General features: G+C 64.0%; 22 protein-coding genes. 20 read left to right on the top strand and 2 right to left on the bottom strand.

The genetic code is table 11. From position 1 onward, the window contains the following. Window positions 1-13: 13 nt before the first annotated feature. The 4 genes from JFY56_RS18010 to murB are packed head-to-tail and all read left to right on the top strand — an operon-like array spanning window position 14 to window position 2,467. Complete coding sequence (locus JFY56_RS18010) at window positions 14-199, top strand: Trm112 family protein (protein WP_081519465.1); 186 nt, start codon at window positions 14-16, stop codon at window positions 197-199. Window positions 200-222: 23 nt separating this feature from the next. After that, window positions 223-987: a 3-deoxy-manno-octulosonate cytidylyltransferase gene (kdsB, locus tag JFY56_RS18005; protein WP_208315308.1), complete on the top strand. Its 765-nt coding sequence runs from the start codon at window positions 223-225 to the stop codon at window positions 985-987. After that, complete coding sequence (locus JFY56_RS18000) at window positions 987-1,451, top strand: low molecular weight protein-tyrosine-phosphatase (RefSeq protein WP_208315307.1); 465 nt, start codon at window positions 987-989, stop codon at window positions 1,449-1,451. Before kdsB ends, JFY56_RS18000 begins: the two co-directional genes overlap by 1 nt. Continuing rightward, on the top strand, window positions 1,448-2,467 hold the full coding sequence (gene murB / locus JFY56_RS17995; protein ID WP_208315306.1) for a UDP-N-acetylmuramate dehydrogenase: 1,020 nt from the start codon (window positions 1,448-1,450) through the stop codon (window positions 2,465-2,467). The genes JFY56_RS18000 and murB overlap by 4 nt, the downstream gene beginning before the upstream one ends. 331 nt (window positions 2,468-2,798) lie before the next feature. Here murB and rne read toward each other — a convergent pair whose 3' ends face one another. Continuing rightward, window positions 2,799-5,912: a ribonuclease E gene (rne, locus tag JFY56_RS17990; RefSeq protein WP_208315305.1), complete on the bottom strand. Its 3,114-nt coding sequence runs from the start codon at window positions 5,910-5,912 to the stop codon at window positions 2,799-2,801. A gap of 581 nt (window positions 5,913-6,493) precedes the next feature. Between rne and rluC the strand changes: the two genes are divergently transcribed. Genes rluC through sppA form a run of 3 tightly spaced genes read left to right on the top strand, consistent with a single transcriptional unit; the run spans window position 6,494 to window position 9,108 of the window. Next, window positions 6,494-7,450, top strand: a complete 957-nt coding sequence (gene rluC, locus JFY56_RS17985) for a 23S rRNA pseudouridine(955/2504/2580) synthase RluC (protein ID WP_208315304.1) — start codon at window positions 6,494-6,496, stop codon at window positions 7,448-7,450. Beyond that, entirely contained in the window at window positions 7,443-8,135 is a 693-nt protein-coding gene (locus JFY56_RS17980) for an HAD-IA family hydrolase (protein WP_208315303.1), read from the top strand. Before rluC ends, JFY56_RS17980 begins: the two co-directional genes overlap by 8 nt. Continuing rightward, window positions 8,128-9,108, top strand: a complete 981-nt coding sequence (sppA, locus tag JFY56_RS17975) for a signal peptide peptidase SppA (RefSeq protein WP_208315302.1) — start codon at window positions 8,128-8,130, stop codon at window positions 9,106-9,108. The genes JFY56_RS17980 and sppA overlap by 8 nt, the downstream gene beginning before the upstream one ends. A gap of 45 nt (window positions 9,109-9,153) precedes the next feature. Here sppA and JFY56_RS17970 read toward each other — a convergent pair whose 3' ends face one another. Beyond that, window positions 9,154-9,732 carry a Maf family protein gene (locus JFY56_RS17970; protein ID WP_208315301.1) on the bottom strand — a complete coding sequence of 193 codons (579 nt, stop codon included), beginning with the start codon at window positions 9,730-9,732 and terminating at the stop codon, window positions 9,154-9,156. 111 nt (window positions 9,733-9,843) lie between these two features. Here JFY56_RS17970 and JFY56_RS17965 point away from each other — a divergent pair, with 111 nt between their 5' ends. The 13 genes from JFY56_RS17965 to JFY56_RS17905 all read left to right on the top strand — a co-directional run bounded on the left by JFY56_RS17965 (window position 9,844) and on the right by JFY56_RS17905 (window position 20,063). Next, window positions 9,844-10,374: a YceD family protein gene (locus JFY56_RS17965; protein ID WP_208315300.1), complete on the top strand. Its 531-nt coding sequence runs from the start codon at window positions 9,844-9,846 to the stop codon at window positions 10,372-10,374. Between the two features lie 13 nt (window positions 10,375-10,387). Then, complete coding sequence (gene rpmF, locus JFY56_RS17960) at window positions 10,388-10,570, top strand: 50S ribosomal protein L32 (protein WP_208315299.1); 183 nt, start codon at window positions 10,388-10,390, stop codon at window positions 10,568-10,570. A 3-nt stretch (window positions 10,571-10,573) separates the two neighbouring features. Further along, complete coding sequence (gene plsX / locus JFY56_RS17955; RefSeq protein ID WP_208315298.1) at window positions 10,574-11,587, top strand: phosphate acyltransferase PlsX; 1,014 nt, start codon at window positions 10,574-10,576, stop codon at window positions 11,585-11,587. Between the two features lie 246 nt (window positions 11,588-11,833). Further along, window positions 11,834-12,772: an ACP S-malonyltransferase gene (fabD, locus tag JFY56_RS17950; RefSeq protein WP_208315297.1), complete on the top strand. Its 939-nt coding sequence runs from the start codon at window positions 11,834-11,836 to the stop codon at window positions 12,770-12,772. Window positions 12,773-12,788: 16 nt separating this feature from the next. Further along, entirely contained in the window at window positions 12,789-13,532 is a 744-nt protein-coding gene (gene fabG, locus JFY56_RS17945; RefSeq protein ID WP_208315296.1) for a 3-oxoacyl-ACP reductase FabG, read from the top strand. A 192-nt stretch (window positions 13,533-13,724) separates the two neighbouring features. Then, the gene (gene acpP / locus JFY56_RS17940) at window positions 13,725-13,961 is read left to right on the top strand and encodes an acyl carrier protein (protein ID WP_084315350.1); all 237 of its coding nucleotides are present in this window, start codon (window positions 13,725-13,727) and stop codon (window positions 13,959-13,961) included. 125 nt (window positions 13,962-14,086) lie between these two features. Then, complete coding sequence (gene fabF / locus JFY56_RS17935) at window positions 14,087-15,331, top strand: beta-ketoacyl-ACP synthase II (protein WP_208315295.1); 1,245 nt, start codon at window positions 14,087-14,089, stop codon at window positions 15,329-15,331. Then, complete coding sequence (pabC, locus tag JFY56_RS17930) at window positions 15,331-16,146, top strand: aminodeoxychorismate lyase (RefSeq protein WP_208315294.1); 816 nt, start codon at window positions 15,331-15,333, stop codon at window positions 16,144-16,146. Before fabF ends, pabC begins: the two co-directional genes overlap by 1 nt. 6 nt (window positions 16,147-16,152) lie before the next feature. Beyond that, a complete protein-coding gene (gene mltG / locus JFY56_RS17925; protein WP_208315611.1) occupies window positions 16,153-17,196 on the top strand; it encodes an endolytic transglycosylase MltG in 1,044 nt (347 codons plus the stop codon). Window positions 17,197-17,217: 21 nt separating this feature from the next. After that, on the top strand, window positions 17,218-17,850 hold the full coding sequence (tmk, locus tag JFY56_RS17920; protein ID WP_208315293.1) for a dTMP kinase: 633 nt from the start codon (window positions 17,218-17,220) through the stop codon (window positions 17,848-17,850). After that, window positions 17,843-18,829 carry a DNA polymerase III subunit delta' gene (locus JFY56_RS17915; RefSeq protein ID WP_208315292.1) on the top strand — a complete coding sequence of 329 codons (987 nt, stop codon included), beginning with the start codon at window positions 17,843-17,845 and terminating at the stop codon, window positions 18,827-18,829. Before tmk ends, JFY56_RS17915 begins: the two co-directional genes overlap by 8 nt. A gap of 34 nt (window positions 18,830-18,863) precedes the next feature. Continuing rightward, complete coding sequence (locus tag JFY56_RS17910) at window positions 18,864-19,220, top strand: PilZ domain-containing protein (protein ID WP_208315291.1); 357 nt, start codon at window positions 18,864-18,866, stop codon at window positions 19,218-19,220. A 66-nt stretch (window positions 19,221-19,286) separates the two neighbouring features. Continuing rightward, window positions 19,287-20,063 (top strand): TatD family hydrolase, encoded by a 777-nt coding sequence (locus JFY56_RS17905; protein WP_208315290.1) that lies wholly within the window; start codon window positions 19,287-19,289, stop codon window positions 20,061-20,063. Window positions 20,064-20,155 lie beyond the last annotated feature (92 nt).

The raw sequence follows: 20,155 nt of genomic DNA, 5'->3' as shown, positions 1-20,155 counted from the left end.
CAAGGATTCCAAGATGGACCCGAAACTCCTCGATATTCTCGCCTGCCCGCTGTGCAAGGGGCCGCTGAAACTGACCGACGACAAGTCCGAACTGATCTGCAAGACCGATGGCCTGGCCTATCCGGTGCGCGACGGAATCCCGGTGATGCTCGAGGGCGAGGCTCGCACCCTGAACGTCGACGAACGTCTGGACAAGTAATGGCGAGCGAGCCGAGAGAACCGATGAGCACCGCTTTCACCGTCGTCATTCCCGCCCGCTACGCATCCACCCGCCTGCCTGGCAAGCCGCTGCAGGACATTGCCGGCAAGCCGATGATTCAGCACGTCTGGGAACAGGCTCGTAAGAGCGGTGCCGCCCAGGTAGTGGTGGCCACCGATGATGCCCGTATCCTGGATGCCTGCCAGGGCTTCGGCGCCCAGGCGCTGCTGACCCGCGCCGATCACAACTCCGGCACCGATCGCCTGGCGGAAGTAGCTGATGCGCTCGGCCTGGCCGACGACGCCATCGTGGTCAACGTGCAGGGCGACGAGCCGCTGATTCCGCCGTCGATCATCGATCAGGTGGCCGGCAACCTCGCAGCGCATCCGGAAGCCGGCATCGCCACCCTGGCCGAGCCGATCCACGACGTGGCCGCGCTGTTCAATCCCAACATCGTCAAGGTGGTCAGCGACTGCAACGGCCTGGCGCTGACCTTCAGCCGGGCCACGCTGCCGTGGGCGCGCGATGCCTTCGCCGCCAATCGCGAGCAACTGCCGGCCGGCGTGCCTTATCGCCGGCACATCGGCATCTACGCCTACCGCGCGCGCTTCCTGCGCGATTTCGTGGCCTGGGGTCCGTGCTGGCTGGAGGACACCGAATGCCTCGAGCAGCTGCGCGCGCTCTGGCATGGTGTGCGCATCCACGTGGCCGATGCCCTGGAAGCCCCGCAGGCCGGGGTGGACACGCCGGAAGACCTGGAGCGCGTGCGGCGCATTCTGGGGGCCTGATGCGCGTCCTGTTCGTCTGTCTCGGCAATATCTGCCGTTCGCCGACCGCCGAGGGCGTGTTCCGCCACAAGGTTCGCCAGGCCGGTCTGGAAGACCTCATCGAGATCGATTCCGCCGGCACAGGCGACTGGCATGTGGGCAAGGCGCCCGATCCGCGTACCCGCGTCGCTGCCATGCGCCGCGGCTATGACCTGTCGAGCCTGCGTGCCCGGCAGGTCGATGTGCTGGACTTCTCCCGCTTCGACCTGGTCCTGGCAATGGACCACGCCAACCTGGCCGACCTGCGACGTTTGCGTGGCAGCGCCGGGACGGCCGAGCTGGACTTGTTCCTGCGCCGTTATGGCGCGGCCTTGGACGAGGTGCCCGATCCCTATTACGGCGGCGAAGGCGGCTTCGAACAGGTGCTGGACCTGATCGAGCAGGCCAGCGACGCCCTGCTCGTCGAACTGAAGGGGCGCCTGTGAGCCTGGTCCTGCACGAAAACCTGTCGCTGAAACCCTTCAACACCTTTGGCGTGGATGTCCGCGCCCGCCTGTTCGCCGAGGCCCATGACGACCATGAGGTGCGGCAGGGATTGATGCTGGCGGCCGACCGCGGTCTGCCGTTGATGGTGATCGGCGGCGGCAGCAACCTGCTGCTGACTCGCGACGTCGATGCGCTGGTACTGCGCATGGCCAGCCGTGGCGTGCGCATCCTGTCGGACGACGGCGAGCGCGTGGTGGTCGAGGCCGAGGCCGGAGAGGTCTGGGACTCCTTCGTCCGCTGGAGTCTGGCCGAAGGGCTGGCCGGGCTGGAAAACCTGAGCCTGATCCCGGGTACCGTCGGTGCAGCGCCAATGCAGAATATCGGCGCCTATGGCGTCGAGTTGAAGGATGTGTTCGCCGGTCTGGTCGCGCTGGATCGGCAGAACGGCGAGCTGCGCGAGTTTTCCCTGGCGGAGTGTGCCTTCGCTTATCGCGACAGCCGCTTCAAGCGCGAGCCGGGACGCTGGCTGATCCTGCGCGTACGTTTCGCCCTGGCGCGCAAGGCGCATCTGCATCTGGACTACGGTCCGGTACGCCAGCGCCTGGTGGAGGAGGGCATCTCCAGCCCGACGCCCGCCGATGTCGCCCGGGTAATCTGCGCCATCCGCAGCGAGAAGCTTCCCGACCCCGCTGTGCTGGGTAATGCCGGCAGCTTCTTCAAGAACCCGCTGGTTTCCGCCGCTGTCGCCGAGCGCCTGCGCCGACAGTATCCCGATCTGGTGGCTTATCCACAGGCGGATGGCCAGGTCAAGCTGGCGGCTGGCTGGCTTATCGACAGGGCGGGCTGGAAAGGCTATCGCGAAGGCGCGGCGGGGGTGCATGCCCAGCAGGCTCTGGTGCTGGTGAACTATGGCGGCGCCAGCGGCTCGCAGTTGTTCGCCCTGGCTGAGCGGATTCGCCTGGATATCCAGGAGCGCTTCGGTGTCGAGCTGGAGATGGAGCCGAACCTGTACTGAGTCGGTTTTGTAGGAGTAACTGTCTTGCCGCTGATGGTGCTTTTTGTAGGGTGGACAACGCGAAGCTTGTCCACCGCCCCGTCACGTCGCGCTTGATGGTGGAAAGGCGGGGCGGCCATCCGCTTCGCCGTTTTCCACCCTACGTTCTGCACGAGCTAACCGTAGGAGCGGACCATGTCCGCGAACGCCGGCAACTCAAAAGCTTCGCGAGCAGAGCTCGCTCCTACAAAAAAGCACCATCAGCGGCAAGATAGGTGCTCCTGCAAGTAGCCGTGCAATGGAAATAAAAAAAGGGGATGCCTAGGCATCCCCTTTTTCATTGCTGGAGCGATCAGCCGTGGTGTTTTTCCACGGCTTCTTCGTTGCGCTCTTCGTCCTTTTTCTCGGCTTCAGTCTGCGCTTCGGCCTGAGGCTCGCTGGCTTCTTCAGCGGGCTGCTCAGCCTGGGGCGCCTCGACGGCGGCTTCGACCGCGGGAGCTGCTTCGATGGCGGCTTCCTCCACGCTGGCTTCTTCAGCTACGACTTCCGGCTCGACGGCAGGAGCTGCTTCGGCGACCGCCGCAGCGGCAGCGGCTTCCCGGGCCAGACGCTCGGCTTCGCGCTGCAGACGGCGCTTCTCGCGCGGATCGTTGAGTGCGCGACCGGTGGCGTTTGCCGGACGGGATTCAGCGGCTGCCGGAGTTGGCTCTTCCTGTACGACCGGAGCCGGTTCGGCGTTGACTTCGACAGCAGCAGGAGCGGCCGTTTCCTCGGTTGCGACAGCTGCCGGAGCTTCTTCGCGGACAGTTTCGGCCACCTCGGTGACTTCAGGAGTGCTGGACTCCTGAACAGCCTCGATAACCGACTCGACCGATTGAATTTCCTCGGCTACGGCCACCGCCGGCTGTGCGATTTCCTCAGCCTGGGCTTCCACCACCGGCTGCTGTTCATCTGCGCTGGCCGGAGCGATCGCTTCCGCGACTACCGCTGCGGCTGCAGTGCCGGCAACCAGGGCGCTGGCGTCAGTGGTTTCGCTGGTCGGCTCGGCGCCTTCCACCACTTCTTCGCCGTTGACTTCACGCTGACGCTCGCGACGGTTGCTGCGACGACGCTGGCCACGGGAGCGGCGACGCGGACGTTCGCCATCGGCGCCTTCCTGATCGTCCTGCTCCAGCAGTTCCTCGTTCGGCAGCTCCTCGGCTTCCAGGCTGGCCGCTTCGCGGGCCTGGCGCTCTTCGCGTGGCTGACGCTCCTCACGCGGCGGGCGCTCACCACGCTCGCGGCGTTCGCCACGTTCTTCACGCGGCTGGCGCTCTTCACGAGCAGGACGTTCGGCGCGCTCTTCAAGCGGCTGACGCTCCTCGCGAGCCGGACGCTCGGCGCGCTCTTCGCGTGGCTGACGTTCTTCGCGGGCCGGGCGTTCAGCGCGCTCTTCACGCGGCTGACGTTCTTCGCGGGCGGGACGCTCGGCGCGCTCTTCACGCGGCTGACGCTCTTCGCGAGCAGGACGCTCGGCACGCTCTGCGCGCGGCTGACGTTCTTCACGCGGCTGGCGTTCTTCGCGAGCCGGGCGCTCACCGCGCTCTTCCCGACGACGCTCGCCACGCTCCTCGCGAGGTTTGCGCTCTTCATCACGACGACTGCCTTCGCGACCATCGCGGCGACGGTTCTGCTGGCGACCGCTGCGGCGGTCTTCCTGGCTGCTGCTGCGCTCGGCTGCCGGTTTTTCCGCGACAACGGCGGGCTTGGGCTCTTCCTTGCCGGCGAACAGGCTGACCAGCGACTTCACCAGGCCCTGGAACAGACTCGGCTCGGGCATCGGCTTCGGCGGCTCCACCGGCGCTTGCTGCTCGGCCTGGGCCGGGGCAGGACGCTCGGGGGAAACGGTCTTGACTGCGGCTTCCTGGCGCACCAGCGTACGGGTAGCGCTGACCGGCTGGACTTCCTCGTGCTCGATCGCAGCCATTTCATAGCTGGATTGGCCGGCGAGGAGTTCCGGGCTGTCGTCACGCAGGCGCTGTACTTCGAAGTGCGGAGTTTCCAGGTGGTCGTCCGGCAGGATGAAGATGCGCGCGCGGGTACGCAGTTCGATCTTGGTGATGGCGTTGCGCTTCTCGTTGAGCAGGAAGGCGGCGACCTGGAACGGCACGCGCGCGCGGACTTCCGCGGTGCGGTCCTTCAGGGCCTCTTCCTCGATCAGGCGCAGGATGGCCAGCGACAGGGATTCCACGTCGCGGATGATGCCCTGGCCGTTGCAGCGCGGGCAGACGATGCCGCTGGTCTCGCCGAGGGACGGACGCAGGCGCTGGCGGGACATTTCCAGCAGGCCGAAGCGCGAAATGCGGCCAACCTGCACGCGCGCGCGGTCGGCTTCCAGCGCTTCGCGCACGCGGTCTTCCACGGCGCGCTGGTTCTTCGCCGGGGTCATGTCGATGAAGTCGATGACGATCAGGCCGCCGATGTCACGCAGGCGCAACTGACGGGCGATCTCTTCGGCCGCTTCCAGGTTGGTCTGCAGGGCGGTTTCCTCGATGTCGCCGCCCTTGGTGGCGCGCGCCGAGTTGATGTCGATGGAAACCAGGGCTTCGGTCGGGTCGATGACGATGGAACCGCCGGATGGCAGCTTCACTTCGCGCTGGAAGGCAGTCTCGATCTGGCTCTCGATCTGGAAGCGGTTGAACAGCGGAACGCTGTCCTGGTACAGCTTCACCTTGCTCGCGTACTGCGGCATGACCTGGCGGATGAAGTTCAGCGCTTCTTCCTGGGCATCGATGCTGTCGATCAGCACTTCGCCGATGTCCTGGCGCAGGTAGTCGCGGATCGCGCGGATGATGACGTTGCTTTCCTGGTAGATCAGGAAGGGCGCGCCGCGCTCACCGGAAGCCTCCTTGATGGCGCCCCAGAGTTGCAGCAGATAGTCGAGGTCCCACTGCAATTCTTCGGAGCTGCGGCCGAGGCCGGCGGTGCGCACGATCAGGCCCATGTCGGCCGGTGCGTTGAGGCCGTTCAGGGCTTCGCGCAGTTCGTTGCGTTCTTCGCCTTCGATACGACGGGAAATGCCGCCCGCGCGCGGGTTGTTCGGCATCAGTACCAGGTAACGGCCGGCGAGGCTGATGAAGGTGGTCAGGGCTGCGCCCTTGTTGCCACGTTCCTCTTTCTCTACCTGGACGATGACTTCCTGGCCTTCGCTCAGCACATCGCGGATGTTGATGCGCCCTTCGGGCGATTTCTTGAAGTATTCGCGGGAGATTTCCTTGAGGGGGAGGAAACCGTGGCGTTCGGCGCCGAAGTCGACGAAGGCAGCTTCCAGGCTGGGTTCGACGCGAGTGATGCGACCTTTGTAGATGTTGGCCTTCTTCTGTTCGCGCGCGCCGGACTCGATATCCAGGTCGAACAGGCGCTGGCCATCGACCAGCGCTACACGCAACTCTTCGGGTTGAGTCGCGTTGATCAGCATTCTTTTCATGTAGTACCAATGGTTTCCGGGGCTGCCGGAAACGGCAATCGGCACACACGACTCTCACGGTCGGTGCTCAGGTACGTACTCAGGAACGGCGGACCATTCCCGTGTCCAGCGGCGTCGGCTGGGTGTGCCGTGCCGCGACTACGTTTCCTGCTTGCTGTGATGAAACAAGCATTCAGTCAGGAGGAGGAATCAACTGTCGGACGCGGACGATAACGTGCGTCTTGGATCCAAAGCTTCAAGGCTACGCGATCCGACCGTTGTGCATCTCCACCCTGCACGCTTCCCTCAAGAATCGGGTGCCGCTCGCAGAATCCGGGAGCGGGTGGCTTTTTTCACGACTACCGGAGTAGTCGTGCGTCATGGCTCAAGGCTTGGGTTCCGAGTCGTCGACGGTGGGAGAAATGCTCATCCGCCGTAGCAACGCTTCGCAGGACTGCCTCGTGTCCGTTCAATGTGTTTGCAGGCGGTGGAGATGGCTTATTCACGCTCATCTGCAGGCCAGGCCGCTATTGCCGGCGTCCCCGACTATAGCAGCAATGATTAAGTGCTTCAATTGAATGAAAAATTGTTATTATGAGCGGATGACGACTCCCGCCTCCCAGACTTCCGGCGTTCAGCTGCTTGAGGTCGCGCCGGAATATGCCGGCCAACGTATCGATAATTTCCTCCGTACTCAGCTCAAGGGCGTGCCCAAGACGCTGATCTATCGCATCCTGCGCAAGGGCGAAGTACGGGTCAACAAGGGGCGGATCAAGCCCGAGTACAAGCTGCAGGCCGGTGACGTGGTGCGCGTTCCGCCGCTGCGTCTGGCCGAGCGCGATGAGCCGGCGCCATTGGCCCAGGGCCTGCTCGAGCGTCTGGAAGCCGCCATCGTCTACGAGGACAAGGCGCTGATCGTGGTCAACAAGCCGGCCGGCATCGCCGTGCACGGCGGCAGCGGTCTCAGCTACGGGATCATCGAAGCCTTCCGTCAACTGCGTCCGGATGCCAAGGACCTGGAGCTGGTCCATCGCCTGGATCGGGATACCTCCGGGCTGCTCATGATTGCCAAGAAGCGCAGCATGCTGCGCCACCTGCATGAGGCTCTGCGCAACGAGCATGCGGTGGACAAGCGCTACCACGCGCTGGTGCGCGGCAGTTGGCCGGCGGCCAAGAAGCAGATCCGTGCGCCGTTGATGAAGAACAACCTGCGTTCCGGTGAGCGCATGGTCGAAGTCAACGTGGAAGGCAAGGACGCGCTGACCGAGTTCAAGGTGCTTCGTCGTTTCGGCGATTTCGCCACCCTGGTCGAGGCGCGGCCGATTACCGGGCGTACCCACCAGATTCGCGTGCATGCCAAGCATGCCGGGCATTCCATCGCTGGCGATACGAAATACGGCGATGAGGATTTCTCCCGCGAAATTCGCGAGCTCGGTGGCAAGCGCCTGTTCCTGCATTCCGCGCACCTGCGCGTGCCGATGCCGGACGGCTCGGTGCTGGAGCTCGACGCGCCGGCGGACGAGATGTGGGAGCGTGCGCTGGAGCGCCTGAATGCGTGACTATTCCCTGCTGATCTTCGATTGGGATGGCACGCTGGTCGACTCCATCGGACGTATCGTCGAGTCGATGAAGATTGCGGCAGTCGGTTCGGGCCTGCCGGTGCGCAGCGATGAAGCGATCAAGGGCATCATCGGCCTGGGGTTGCCGGAAGCGATCCAGACGCTCTATCCGGAGATCGAGGAAGGTGATGCGCTGGCGCGCTTCCGGTATGACTACAGCGAGCATTACCTGTTGCTGGAGCAGCAGCCGTCGCGTCTTTTCCCGGGTGTTGCCGAGGCTATGCTGGAGTTCCGCGAGGCGGGTTATCGCCTTGCCGTGGCTACCGGCAAGAGTCGCCGCGGACTGGATCGGGTGCTGGCGGGGCAGGGCTGGAGCGACTTTTTCGATATCACGCGGGCGGCCGATGAGTCGGCGAGCAAGCCGGACCCGCGCATGCTGCATGAGATTCTCGGGCATTGCCGGGTGGCGCCGGAGCGCGCCCTGATGGTCGGCGATTCGCCCTTCGATCTGGAGATGGCCCGGCGTGCCGGGATGGATTCGGTGGCCGTGGGCTATGGGGCCCAGTCGCTGGAGGCGTTGCGGGAATTCGCTCCGACGCTGGAGGTCGGGCATTTCAATGAGTTGCGCGCCTGGTTGAATGGATGCGCGGCGGGATCAGGATTCGAGGTGAGTGAGCATGTCTGACGAATGGAAGAGCGACACGCCCAAGGCGACTGACGACAAGAGCTGGAAGCTGCTGGAGAAGACCTTGCTGGCCAGTGTCCAGGAACAGCGGCGGTCGCGGCGCTGGGGGATTTTCTTCAAGCTGCTGACCTTCCTTTATCTGTTCATTGCGTTGGCATTCCTCGGCCCGTGGGGTGGCGTGTCCAAGTCCGCTTCGCGCAGCGGTAGCCATACGGCGCTGATCGAAGTGAAGGGGATGATCGCCGACGATGAGCCGGCGAGTGCCGACAATGTCGTGGGGGCCCTGCGTACCGCGTTCGAGGATCAGGGCACCAAGGGCATCGTCCTGCGGATCAATAGTCCGGGCGGTAGTCCGGTGCAGTCCGGCTATATATATGACGAGATCAAGCGTCTGCGCGGCGAGCATCCGGATACCAAGGTCTACGCGGTGATCAGCGACCTGGGGGCTTCCGGTGCCTATTACATCGCCAGTGCGGCGGATCAGATCTATGCGGACAAGGCCAGCCTGGTCGGTTCCATCGGGGTGACGGCGGCCAGCTTCGGCTTCGTCGGTGCCATGGAGAAGCTTGGCGTCGATCGCCGCGTCTATACTTCGGGCGAGCACAAGGCGTTCCTCGATCCCTTCCAGCCGCCCAAGGAGGAAGAAGCCCGCTTCTGGCAGGGAGTGCTGGATACCACGCACAAGCAGTTCATCGACAGCGTGAAGAAGGGGCGTGGCGATCGCCTGAAGGACAAGGATCATCCTGAGCTGTTCTCCGGGCTGATCTGGTCCGGCGAGCAGGCTCTGCAGCTGGGCCTGATCGATGGCATGGGCAATACCAGCTACGTGGCGCGCGAGGTGATCAAGGAGAAGGAGGTGGTGGACTACACCATCCAGGAAACTCCGTTCGATCGTTTCGCCAAGAAGCTTGGCGCCAGTGTGGCAGAGCGCCTGGCTCTGTGGATGGGGTGGCAGGGGCCGGTGTTGCGCTGATGCATGCCTGTCAGAGGGAGCCCGGCGATGCCGGGCTTTCTCGTTTCAGGGGATCTGCACGCCTTCCGCCAGCAACATATCCACCAGGCGGATCAGTGGCAGGCCGATCAGACTGGTGCCGTCCTCGCCCTCGGTTGCGCGGAACAGGCTGACTCCCAGGCCTTCCGCCTTGAAGCTGCCAGCGCAGTCGAATGGTTGTTCGGTCTCCAGGTAGCGGCGGATGTGGGCTTCGTCGAGTTCGCGGAAGTGCACGGTGAAGGGGATGCAATCCACCTGGCAGTGTCCGGTGCGGGTGTTGAGCAGGGCCAGTCCGGTGAGGAAGCTGACGCTGGCGCCGCTGGCGGCCCGTAATTGCTCCATGGCGCGTTCGAGGTGATGGGGTTTGCCGAGTATCGTCGAGCCCTGGACGGCTGCCTGGTCGGAGCCGATGATCAGGTGCTCGGGATAGCGGCCAGCCAGCGCGCGAGCCTTGGCTTCGGCGAGGCGGCGTACCAGTTGTTCGGTGCTCTCGCCGGGGAGGGGACTTTCATCGATGTCCGGGCTGGCGCAGGTGAATGGCAGGCGCAGGCGTTGCAGTAATTCGCGGCGGTAGGGCGAGCTGGAGGCCAGGATCAGTGGCAGCATGGAAAGTCTCCTTCATGAGCTGGCCGATTCTAGCGAAAAGCACTGGCCGTACAGCGGCTTATGGCTAATTTCCTTTGACAGGGGCAAGTGCATCCCTATAATGGCGCGCTTATGTTGAATGGGCCGATACCACCTCACGTAGATCCGCGCAAACTGGTTGAGCGCGCAGCCACCCTCGAGGGTGAGCTTGCTCTCGCCAGGATGCCGCGACTTTGCGAGCAGTTGACCAGCAGCGACGGCAATATCCGGGCGAAGTTTTCCTTCTTCCGTGATGAGCAGAAGCTGGCGGTCATGCACGTCGATCTCGACGCCGAGGTGAGCATGGTATGCCAACGCTGCCTTGAGCCGGCGACCTTCCATGTTGGTGGTGCGTATGACTACGCCATCATCCAGGAAGGCAAGTCCGTTGAAGGTTTGCCGAAGGGCTACGATGCGCTGGAAGTAGGGGAAGAACCCCTCGACCTGGCATCGCTGGTCGAGGATGAGCTGTTGCTCGCCTTGCCCATCGTTCCGGTCCATGACCCTGAGGAATGCCAGCAGCCGGTGGGATATGCAACAGCGCCCGAACCGAGCGAGAACGAGGAAGAGCGTCCCAACCCGTTCAGCGTACTGGCGCAGTTGAAGCGTGACCCAAACGTTTAGGAGTTAATCAATCATGGCTGTTCAGCAGAACAAAAAATCCCGTTCCGCTCGTGACATGCGTCGTTCCCACGATGCGCTGGAAGCGAACGCTCTGTCCGTGGAAAAGAGCACTGGTGAAGTTCACCTGCGCCACCACGTCTCCCCGGACGGTTTCTATCGCGGTCGTAAGGTCGTAGACAAGGGCTCCGAAGAGTAATCCTTGTCTGCACCAATCATCGCGATTGATGCAATGGGTGGGGACTACGGTCCCCACTGCATTGTTCCGGCCTGCATTTCTTTTCTCGCCGAACACCCCTCCCTGCAACTGGTCCTCGTCGGCCAGGCACCTCTCCTTGAAGATCTGATTGCCCGCAGCTCCATTCCGGCGCTCGATCGGCAACGCCTGCATATTCATCACGCCAGCGAAGTTGTCGCCATGGACGATCGTCCGTCCCAGGCGCTGCGCGGCAAGCCCGACTCATCCATGCGCATTGCCCTGGAGCTGGTTCGCGACGGCAAGGCCCAGGCCTGCGTCAGTGCCGGCAATACCGGTGCGTTGATGGCGCTTTCACGCTATCTGCTGAAGACGCTGCCGGGAATCGACCGGCCGGCCATGGTCACCGCAGTGCCGACCCAGACCGGCAGTTGTCATCTGCTGGATCTTGGCGCCAACGTCGATTGCAGCGCCGAGCACCTCTACCAGTTCGCCATCATGGGCGCCGTGGCCGCCGAGGCTCTGGGCAAGGTCAGGCCGCGGGTGGCTCTGCTGAATGTGGGCACGGAAGACATCAAGGGTAACCAGCAGGTGAAGTTGGCCGCCAACTTGCTACAGGCAGCGAGTGGGGTGAATTTCATTGGTTATATAGAGGGAGATGGCCTCTATCGCGGTCTGGCCGATGTAGTGGTATGCGACGGATTCGTCGGCAATATCCTGCTGAAGTCCAGCGAGGGGCTGGCGGCGATGATTTCTGCACGGCTCGAGGCGCTGTTCGCTTCCAGTCTGCCGGCGCGGGCTGTGGGGCTGGTGGCGATGCCGTTGCTGCGTCGCCTGCGCACCGAGCTGACGCCAGCGCAACATAACGGTGCGAGTTTTCTCGGCCTGCAGGGCATCGTGGTGAAGAGTCACGGCAGTGCGGGCGAGGAAGGTTTCAGGAGTGCATTGCGCCGCGCCATGATCGAGGTACGGGAGAATCTGCCCCAGCGGTTGCATGGTCGCCTCGAACATCTGCTCTAAGAGCCTGTTTACGATCTGCTGCGCGTCGGCATAACTGCGTTGAAAACGGGCTCGGGGTGCTCATTTACTGCGTGTAAACTCCGCCCCCTCGTCTGTTTTCGCCTTGTTCTGCTCTAGCTCGCGAGATCGTAAACAGGCTCTAATGTGTGACCACGGCCGATAGCCCGTCATCCAACTGTAAGTCCGTTGCGCCAGGCTATGCCGGCGTTTCCCCTTCGACGAAACAACACAAAGGGACCTGTTGCAATGTCCGCATCCCTCGCATTCGTTTTCCCCGGCCAAGGTTCGCAATCGATCGGCATGCTGGCCGATCTGGGCGCACAGCACGCCGTGGTGCGCGATACCTTTGCCGAAGCCTCCGAAGCTCTTGGCTATGATCTCTGGGCCCTGTGCCAGGAAGGCCCTGAAGAGCGCTTGAACCAGACCGACAAGACCCAGCCGGCCATCCTGACCGCCTCCATCGCCCTGTGGCGTCTGTGGCAGAGCGAAGGTGGCGTGGTTCCGGCATTCGTTGCCGGTCATAGCCTGGGCGAGTATTCCGCGCTGGTCGCTGCTGGCAGCCTGCCGTTCGCCGCAGCGGTGAAACTGGTCGAGCGTCGTGGCCAACTGATGCAGGAAGCCGTGCCGGCCGGCACCGGCGGCATGGCGGCGATCCTCGGCCTGGAAGACGCCGATGTGGCTGCTGCCTGCGCCGAAGCTGCGCAGGGTGAGGTGGTCAGCCCGGTCAACTTCAATGCGCCGGGGCAGGTAGTGATCGCTGGTGCCGCCAAGGCAGTCGACCGCGCCATCGAGGCCTGCAAGGCGCGTGGCGCCAAGCGCGCCATGGCGCTGGCGGTCAGCGTGCCGTCGCACTGCGCTCTGATGCGTCCGGCCGCCGAGCGCTTCGCCGAGTCGGTCGAGGCCATCGAATGGCAACAGCCGCAGATTGCCCTGGTGCAGAACGTCAGCGCCCAGGTGGCGGTCGATCTGCCGACCCTCAAGCGCGATCTGCTGGCACAGCTCTACAGCCCGGTACGCTGGGTCGAGACGGTTCAGCTGCTGGCCGAGAAAGGCGTTACCGATCTGGTCGAGTGCGGTCCGGGCAAGGTCCTGGCCGGTCTGAACAAGCGTTGCGCCAAGGGCGTGACTACCCACAATCTGGACTCCGCGGACGCCCTTGCGGCTGCCCGTGCGGCTCTGGCTTGAACAGGAGATAAGTGGCATGAGTCTGCAAGGTAAAGTCGCACTGGTAACTGGCGCGAGCCGTGGCATCGGTCAGGCGATCGCTCTGGAACTCGGGCGCATGGGCGCCGTCGTCATCGGTACCGCTACCAGCGCTTCCGGCGCCGAGAAGATCGCCGAGTACCTGAAGGAGAACGGCGTCGAAGGTGCCGGCCTGGTGCTGGACGTTTCCAGCGACGAGTCGGTTGCCTCGACTCTCGAGCACATCCAGCAGCATCTCGGTCAGCCGCTGATCGTCGTCAATAATGCCGGCATCACCCGCGACAATCTGCTGATGCGCATGAAAGACGACGAGTGGTTCGATGTGGTCAACACCAACCTCAACAGCCTCTACCGTTTGTCGAAAGCTGTTCTGCGTGGCATGACCAAGGCTCGCTGGGGTCGCATTATCAACATCGGTTCGGTGGTCGGTTCCATGGGTAATGCCGGGCAGACCAACTACGCTGCGGCGAAGGCCGGTCTAGAGGGCTTCACCCGCGCTCTGGCGCGTGAAGTCGGCTCCCGTGCCATCACCGTCAACGCGGTTGCGCCGGGCTTCATCGATACCGACATGACCCGCGAGCTGCCGGAAGCCCAGCGTGAAGCGCTGCTCGGCCAGATTCCGCTGGGTCGACTGGGACAAGCCGAAGAGATCGCCAAAGTGGTAGCATTCCTCGCTTCCGACGGCGCCGCCTATGTAACGGGCGCCACGGTACCGGTGAATGGCGGTATGTACATGAGCTGAATGTGACCTGATCTTTCGCGGTTGTGTCATATGCACTGTCTAAAATCCGTTAGTTGGCATGCCACTGGGATTAGATGGAGCAGATGGGTGGCCGCGAAAGGGCAGTGGCATTCGGCTTGAAATGCAGAAAACCCTTTCTATACACTTACGCAGCCCAGCTGTACGGATTGTCCATAGGAGTGAAAACAAGGTATGAGCACCATCGAAGAACGCGTTAAGAAGATCGTCGCTGAGCAACTCGGCGTGAAGGAAGAAGAAGTCACCAACAGCGCTTCCTTCGTCGAAGACCTGGGTGCCGACTCCCTTGACACCGTTGAGCTGGTGATGGCTCTGGAAGAGGAATTCGAGACCGAAATCCCTGACGAGCAAGCCGAAAAGATCACCACCGTTCAGGAAGCTGTCGACTACATCGTTGCTCACCAGCAATAAGTAGTCGTCCTTTCCCGACGGAAGAAGCCGCACGGCCTGAAAGGGGCGTGCGGCTTTTCTTTAGCATCGGAGCCAGCAGGCGGGTTCCGGCGCCATAGCCGTGAAACGTACAAGAGGAAGTCGCAGTGTCGCGTAGACGCGTCGTCGTAACTGGAATGGGCATGTTGTCGCCCCTGGGTGTGGACGTGCGGAGCAGTTGGGAAGGAATTCTCGCTGGCCGCAGCGGTATCGCCCCGCTTGAGCACATGGATCTCTCCGCCTATTCCACTCGCTTCGGTGGCTCGGTGAAGGGCTTCGACGTCGAGCAATACATGTCCGCCAAGGAAGCTCGCAAACTCGACCTGTTCATCCAGTACGGTCTGGCTGCCAGTTACCAGGCGATGCGCGATTCCGGCCTGGAAGTCACCGACGCCAACCGCGAGCGCATCGGCGTGGCCATGGGCTCGGGCATCGGTGGTCTGACCAACATCGAGAACACCTGTCGCGCGCTGTTCGAGCAGGGCCCACGGCGCATCTCGCCGTTCTTCGTGCCCGGCTCCGTCATCAACATGGTTTCCGGATTCCTGTCGATCAACCTTGGTCTGCAGGGGCCCAACTACGCCATCACTACCGCCTGCACCACCGGTACCCACAACATCGGCATGGCCGCGCGCAACATTGCCTACGGCGAGGCTGACGTGATGGTGGCCGGCGGTGCCGAGATGGCTGCCTGCGGCCTGGGCATCGGCGGCTTTGCCGCGGCCCGCGCGCTGTCCACCCGCAATGACGAGCCGACCCGTGCCAGCCGGCCGTGGGACAAGGATCGCGATGGCTTCGTGCTTTCCGACGGTGCTGGCGCCCTGGTGCTGGAAGAGCTCGAGCACGCCAAGGCGCGCGGCGCGCACATCTATGCCGAGCTGGTCGGTTTCGGCATGAGCGGCGATGCCTTCCACATGACCGCTCCTCCGGAGAGCGGCGCCGGCGCGGCGCGCTGCATGAAGGCGGCGTTGCGCGATGCCGGGATGAACCCGGAAGAGGTCGATTACATCAACGCTCATGGCACTTCCACGCCGGCGGGCGACATCGCGGAAATCGCCGCGGTGAAGTCGATCTTCGGCGAGCACGCCTATCGCCTGTCGATGAGCTCCACCAAGTCGATGACCGGTCACCTGCTCGGCGCTGCCGGCGCGGTGGAAGCGATCTTCTGCATCCTCGCCCTGCGCGACCAGGTCGCCCCGCCGACCATCAACCTCGATCAGCCCGACGAAGGTTGCGACCTCGACCTGGTTCCGCATGAGCCCAAGTCGCGATCGATCGACGTGGCTCTGTCCAACTCCTTCGGTTTCGGTGGCACCAACGGATCGCTGATCTTCCGCAGGTTCCTCGACTGATGTCGAGCTGGGTCGACGGCAGTCCGGCCGAGCTCCTGTCCGTGCGCGATCGCGGACTGGCCTACGGCGATGGACTGTTCGAGACGATAGCCGTGCGTGCCGGTCGGCCGCGCCTTTTGGCGCGGCACCTGGCACGACTGGAAGAGGGTGGACGGCGGTTGCGCATGGCGTTGCCGCTGGAACTCATCGAGCAGGAGCTGCTCGCCTTCTGCGCTGACCTCGGCGAAGGTGTCGCCAAGCTGCTGGTGACCCGTGGCGACGGCGTGCGAGGCTATGCCGCCGCCAGCGACGCGCCGGTGCGCCGGATACTGCTGGGCTCGCCAGCGCCGGCCTATCCGCCGCAGCACTCCACACAGGGCGTCACCCTGTTTCCCTGCAGCACCCGCCTGGCCGAGCAGCCGTTGCTCGCCGGCCTGAAGCATCTCAATCGCCTGGAGCAGGTTCTGGCTCGCGCCGAGTGGAGCGATCCGGCCATCGCCGAGGGGCTGATGCGCGATCAGAGCGGGCGGGTGATCGAAGGGGTATTCAGCAATCTGTTCCTGGTCCGCGACGGCCAGTTGAAGACCGCCGACCTCGGTCGCTGTGGCGTTTCCGGGGTAATGCGCGCGGAATTGATCGAGCGCGCCGGGGCGTTGGGCCTGCCGGTCATAATTGGTGACATCGAGTTCACCGAACTGCTCGCGGCCGACGAGGTCTTTCTTTGCAACAGCCTTTACGGTATCTGGCCGGTACGGCAGATGGCCGAACATTCCTGGCCGCTTGGGCGGCTGACTCGTAAACTGCAAGACAATTTACGCGAAACCCTGGATTTCTGACTCGTGATGCGCAAATTGCTGGTGCTGCTGGAGAGCGGCCTGCTGCTCGCAGGGTTGCTGCTCGGCGTCGCCGCCTGGGAGCAGCAGCGTGCTCTGCAACAACCATTGGAGCTCACCGAAGAGCGACTGCTGGAGGTCCCCTCCGGCTATACCCCCGGACACCTGCTGGCGCGCCTGCAAGATGAGCAGGTGCTGCACGGTGCGTTCTGGCTGCGCCTGTATTGGCGCTTCAATCTCTCCGGACAGGCCCTGCACAGTGGCGAATATCGTCTGCGTCCGGGGATGAACGGGAGGGACCTCATCGACCTCTGGCGCGAGGGCGATGTGGTGCAGTACGGCCTCACGCTGGTGGAAGGCTGGACCTTCCATCAGGTGCGTGAGCTGTTGGCGCGCCAGCCGAAGATCGAACAGACCCTGGCCGGTCTGGGCGATGCCGAGGTCATGGCCCGGCTGGGGCAGCCTGGGGTCTTCCCTGAGGGGCGCTTCTTCCCGGATACCTACAAGTACGTCCGTGGCACCCGCGACATCGACATTCTCCGGCAGGCCTACCAGCGCATGGAGGGCATCCTCGTCGAGGAATGGAGCGGGCGCGCCAGCAATCTGCCGTACAAGGAGCCGTACCAGGCGCTGATCATGGCCTCGCTGGTGGAAAAGGAAACCGGCGTAGCGGGGGAGAGGGCGGAGATCGCCGGAGTCTTCATCCGCCGGCTGCAGAAGAGCATGCTGCTGCAGACCGATCCAACGGTGATCTATGGCATGGGCCAGCGCTACAACGGCCGGATCACTCGCGCCGACCTGCGTGAGCCGACGCCCTACAACACGTATGTGACCCCCGGGCTGCCGCCGACTCCGATCGCCTTGCCGGGGCGCGAGGCGATCCATGCGGCGCTCAATCCGGCCGACGGCCAGAGCCTGTACTTCGTCGCCAGGGGGGACGGCAGCCACGTGTTTTCCGACAACCTCGACGACCACAACAAGGCGGTGCAGGAATACCAGCTCAAGCGGCGGCCGGACTATCGCTCCAGCCCCGCACCGCTACCCGCGCAATAGCACAGACAGAAGGAGAGCCGCGTGACCGGCCTGTTCGTTACCCTCGAAGGCCCCGAAGGCGCGGGCAAGAGCACCAACCGCGACTATCTCGCCGGCCGTCTGCGCAAGCATGGCGTGGAGGTCCTGCTGACCCGCGAGCCTGGCGGCACGCCACTGGCGGAGCGTGTGCGCGAATTGCTCCTGGCGACGAGCGACGAACCGATGGCGGCGGATACCGAACTGCTGCTGGTCTTCGCCGCTCGTGCCCAGCATATCGCCCAGGTGATTCGCCCGGCGCTGGAGCGGGGCGTAGTGGTGCTGTGCGACCGCTTCACCGATGCCACCTATGCCTACCAGGGCGGCGGCCGTGGCCTGCCGGAATCGCGCATCGCCGAACTGGAGCGCTTCGTCCAGGGCGACCTGCGTCCGGACCTGACCCTGGTGTTCGACCTGCCGGTGGAAGTCGGCCTGGCGCGCGCCGCCGCACGGGGACGTCTGGACCGCTTCGAGCAGGAGGGCAAGGACTTCTTCGAAGCGGTACGGCAAACCTATCTTCGCCATGCGCGGGCCGACGCCGGGCGTTATCACGTGATCGACGCCGCGCAGCCCCTGGCGGCGGTACAGGCCGATCTCGACGAACTGCTGCCAAGCCTGCTGGAGCGCCTGCATGGCTGAGATCTATCCCTGGCAGACTGCGCTCTGGCAGCAACTGACCGGGCGTCAGCGGCATGCCCATGCCTACCTGCTGCATGGCCCCGCCGGTATCGGCAAGCGCGTCCTGGCCGACAATCTCGTCGCCTATCTGCTTTGCCAGCGGCCGCAGGGCGCGTCTGCCTGTGGCCAGTGCAAGGCCTGCCAGTTGCTGGCGGCCAGCACCCATCCCGACTACTTCCTGCTCGAACCGGAGGAGCCGGAAAAGCCGATCAAGATCGACCAGGTGCGCGAACTGGTGGAGTTCGTCGTGCAGACCGCGCAACTCGGCGGTCGCAAGGTGGTGCTGGTGGAGCCTGCCGAAGCGATGAACATCAACGCCGCCAACGCGTTGCTCAAGAGCCTGGAAGAGCCGTCCGGCGACACCGTGCTGCTGCTCATCAGCCATCAGCCGAGCCGCCTGTTGCCGACCATCAAGAGTCGCTGCCAGCAGCAGGCCTGCCCGGTGCCGAGTACCGCACAGAGCCAGGTCTGGCTGGCCGGGGCGCTCCCGGAGGAGTCCGCTGAATCCCTGGAAGAGTTGCTGGTGCTGGCCGGCGGTTCGCCGCTGACCGCCCAGCGCCTGCATGGCCAGGGCGTGCGCGAGCAGCGCGGGCTGGTGGTCGAAGGCGTGAAGAAGCTGCTCAAGCAGCAGGTGGCGCCCGGCCAACTGGCGGAAAGCTGGAACGCCATCCCGCTGCCGCTGCTGTTCGACTGGTTCTGCGACTGGGCGCTGCTGACCCTGCGCTATCAGCTGACCCGCGATGAGGCGGGGCTGGGGCTGACGGACATGCGCAAGGTGGTGCAGTACCTTGCGGAGAAGTCTTCGCAGGCGAAAGTGCTGGCGATCCAGGAGTGGTTGCTGGCGCAGCGGCAGAAGGTTCTGAACAAGGCCAACCTCAACCGTGCCCTGCTTCTCGAAGCCCTGCTGGTGCAGTGGGCAAGCCTGCCGGGAGCGGGCTAGAATCGGCGAATCGGATAATCGCCAGGATAGCTGCATGAGCTTGCCACCGAATCTGGGCCCGCGTAACGGAATCCTGTCCCTGACCATCAAGGACAAGTCCGTGCTGTATGCCGCCTACATGCCCTTCATCAGGAATGGCGGCTTGTTCATCCCGACCAACAAGTCCTACAAGCTGGGCGACGAAGTCTTCATGCTGCTCAACCTGATGGACGAGCCGGAGAAGATCCCGGTGGCCGGCAAGGTGGTGTGGATAACCCCGAAGGGCGCGCAGGGCAACCGTGCGTCGGGAATCGGCGTGCAGTTCAACGATGGCGACAATACCGCCCGCAACAAGATCGAAACCTACCTGGCCGGTGCGCTGAAGTCGGACCGGCCGACCCATACGATGTGAGCCGCAGGCTGCAAGCGCAGGCGCCCGAAGCGGGCGCCTCGTCATTTCTGGAGATTGAAATTCCCCATGCTGGTTGATTCCCACTGCCATCTCGACCGCCTCGACCTGGCCGCCCACGACGGTTCGCTCGATGCCGCCCTGGACGCCGCACGTGCGCGTGGCGTCGGACAATTCCTCTGCATCGGCGTCAGCGCCGACAATGCCCAGGCGGTGAAGGTGCTCGCCGAGCGTTATGCGGACGTGCACTGCTCGGTGGGTGTTCACCCGCTGGACCTCGAGCCGGGCAGCGCGCCGGCACTGGAATGGCTGCTGCAGGAGCTGAATCACCCGCGGGTGGTGGCGATTGGCGAAACCGGGCTCGACTACCACTACGAGCCGGAGGCGGCGGAGCTGCAGCAGGAAGCCTTCCGCCTGCACCTGGAGGCGGCGCGGATCACCGGCAAACCGGTGATCGTGCATACCCGCGAGGCGCGCGCCGACACCCTGGCGCTGCTGCGCGAGGCGGCGCTGCCGCAGGCCGGCGTACTGCACTGCTTCACCGAAGACTGGGAGATGGCCAGGGCCGCGCTGGATATCGGCTTCTACATTTCCCTCTCCGGCATCGTCACCTTCCGCAATGCCGAGGCGTTGCGCGAAGTGGCGCGGCAGGTGCCGGCCGATCGCCTGCTGGTGGAGACGGATTCGCCCTATCTCGCGCCGGTGCCGTATCGCGGCAAGCCCAACCTGCCGGAATACGTGCGCGAGGTGGCGGAATACCTGGCGGTGCTGCGTGGGGTGAGTTTCGAGACGCTGGCCGAACAGACTACTGCCAACTACAAGCGCCTGTTCCCGCTGGCAGCCTGAGCGATTACAAATCCTGCAGGCAAAAAAAACCCGGGTTCTGGGGGATGAATCCGGGTCAAGACCATTAGGAGTGTAACAATAAGGTACGCGAT

The organism is Pseudomonas schmalbachii (assembly GCF_017589465.1).
In the GTDB taxonomy this organism is placed as follows: domain Bacteria; phylum Pseudomonadota; class Gammaproteobacteria; order Pseudomonadales; family Pseudomonadaceae; genus Pseudomonas; species Pseudomonas schmalbachii.
The sequence above is the reverse complement of the archived record's forward strand: the minus strand, read 5'-3'. Positions and strand labels throughout refer to the sequence as shown.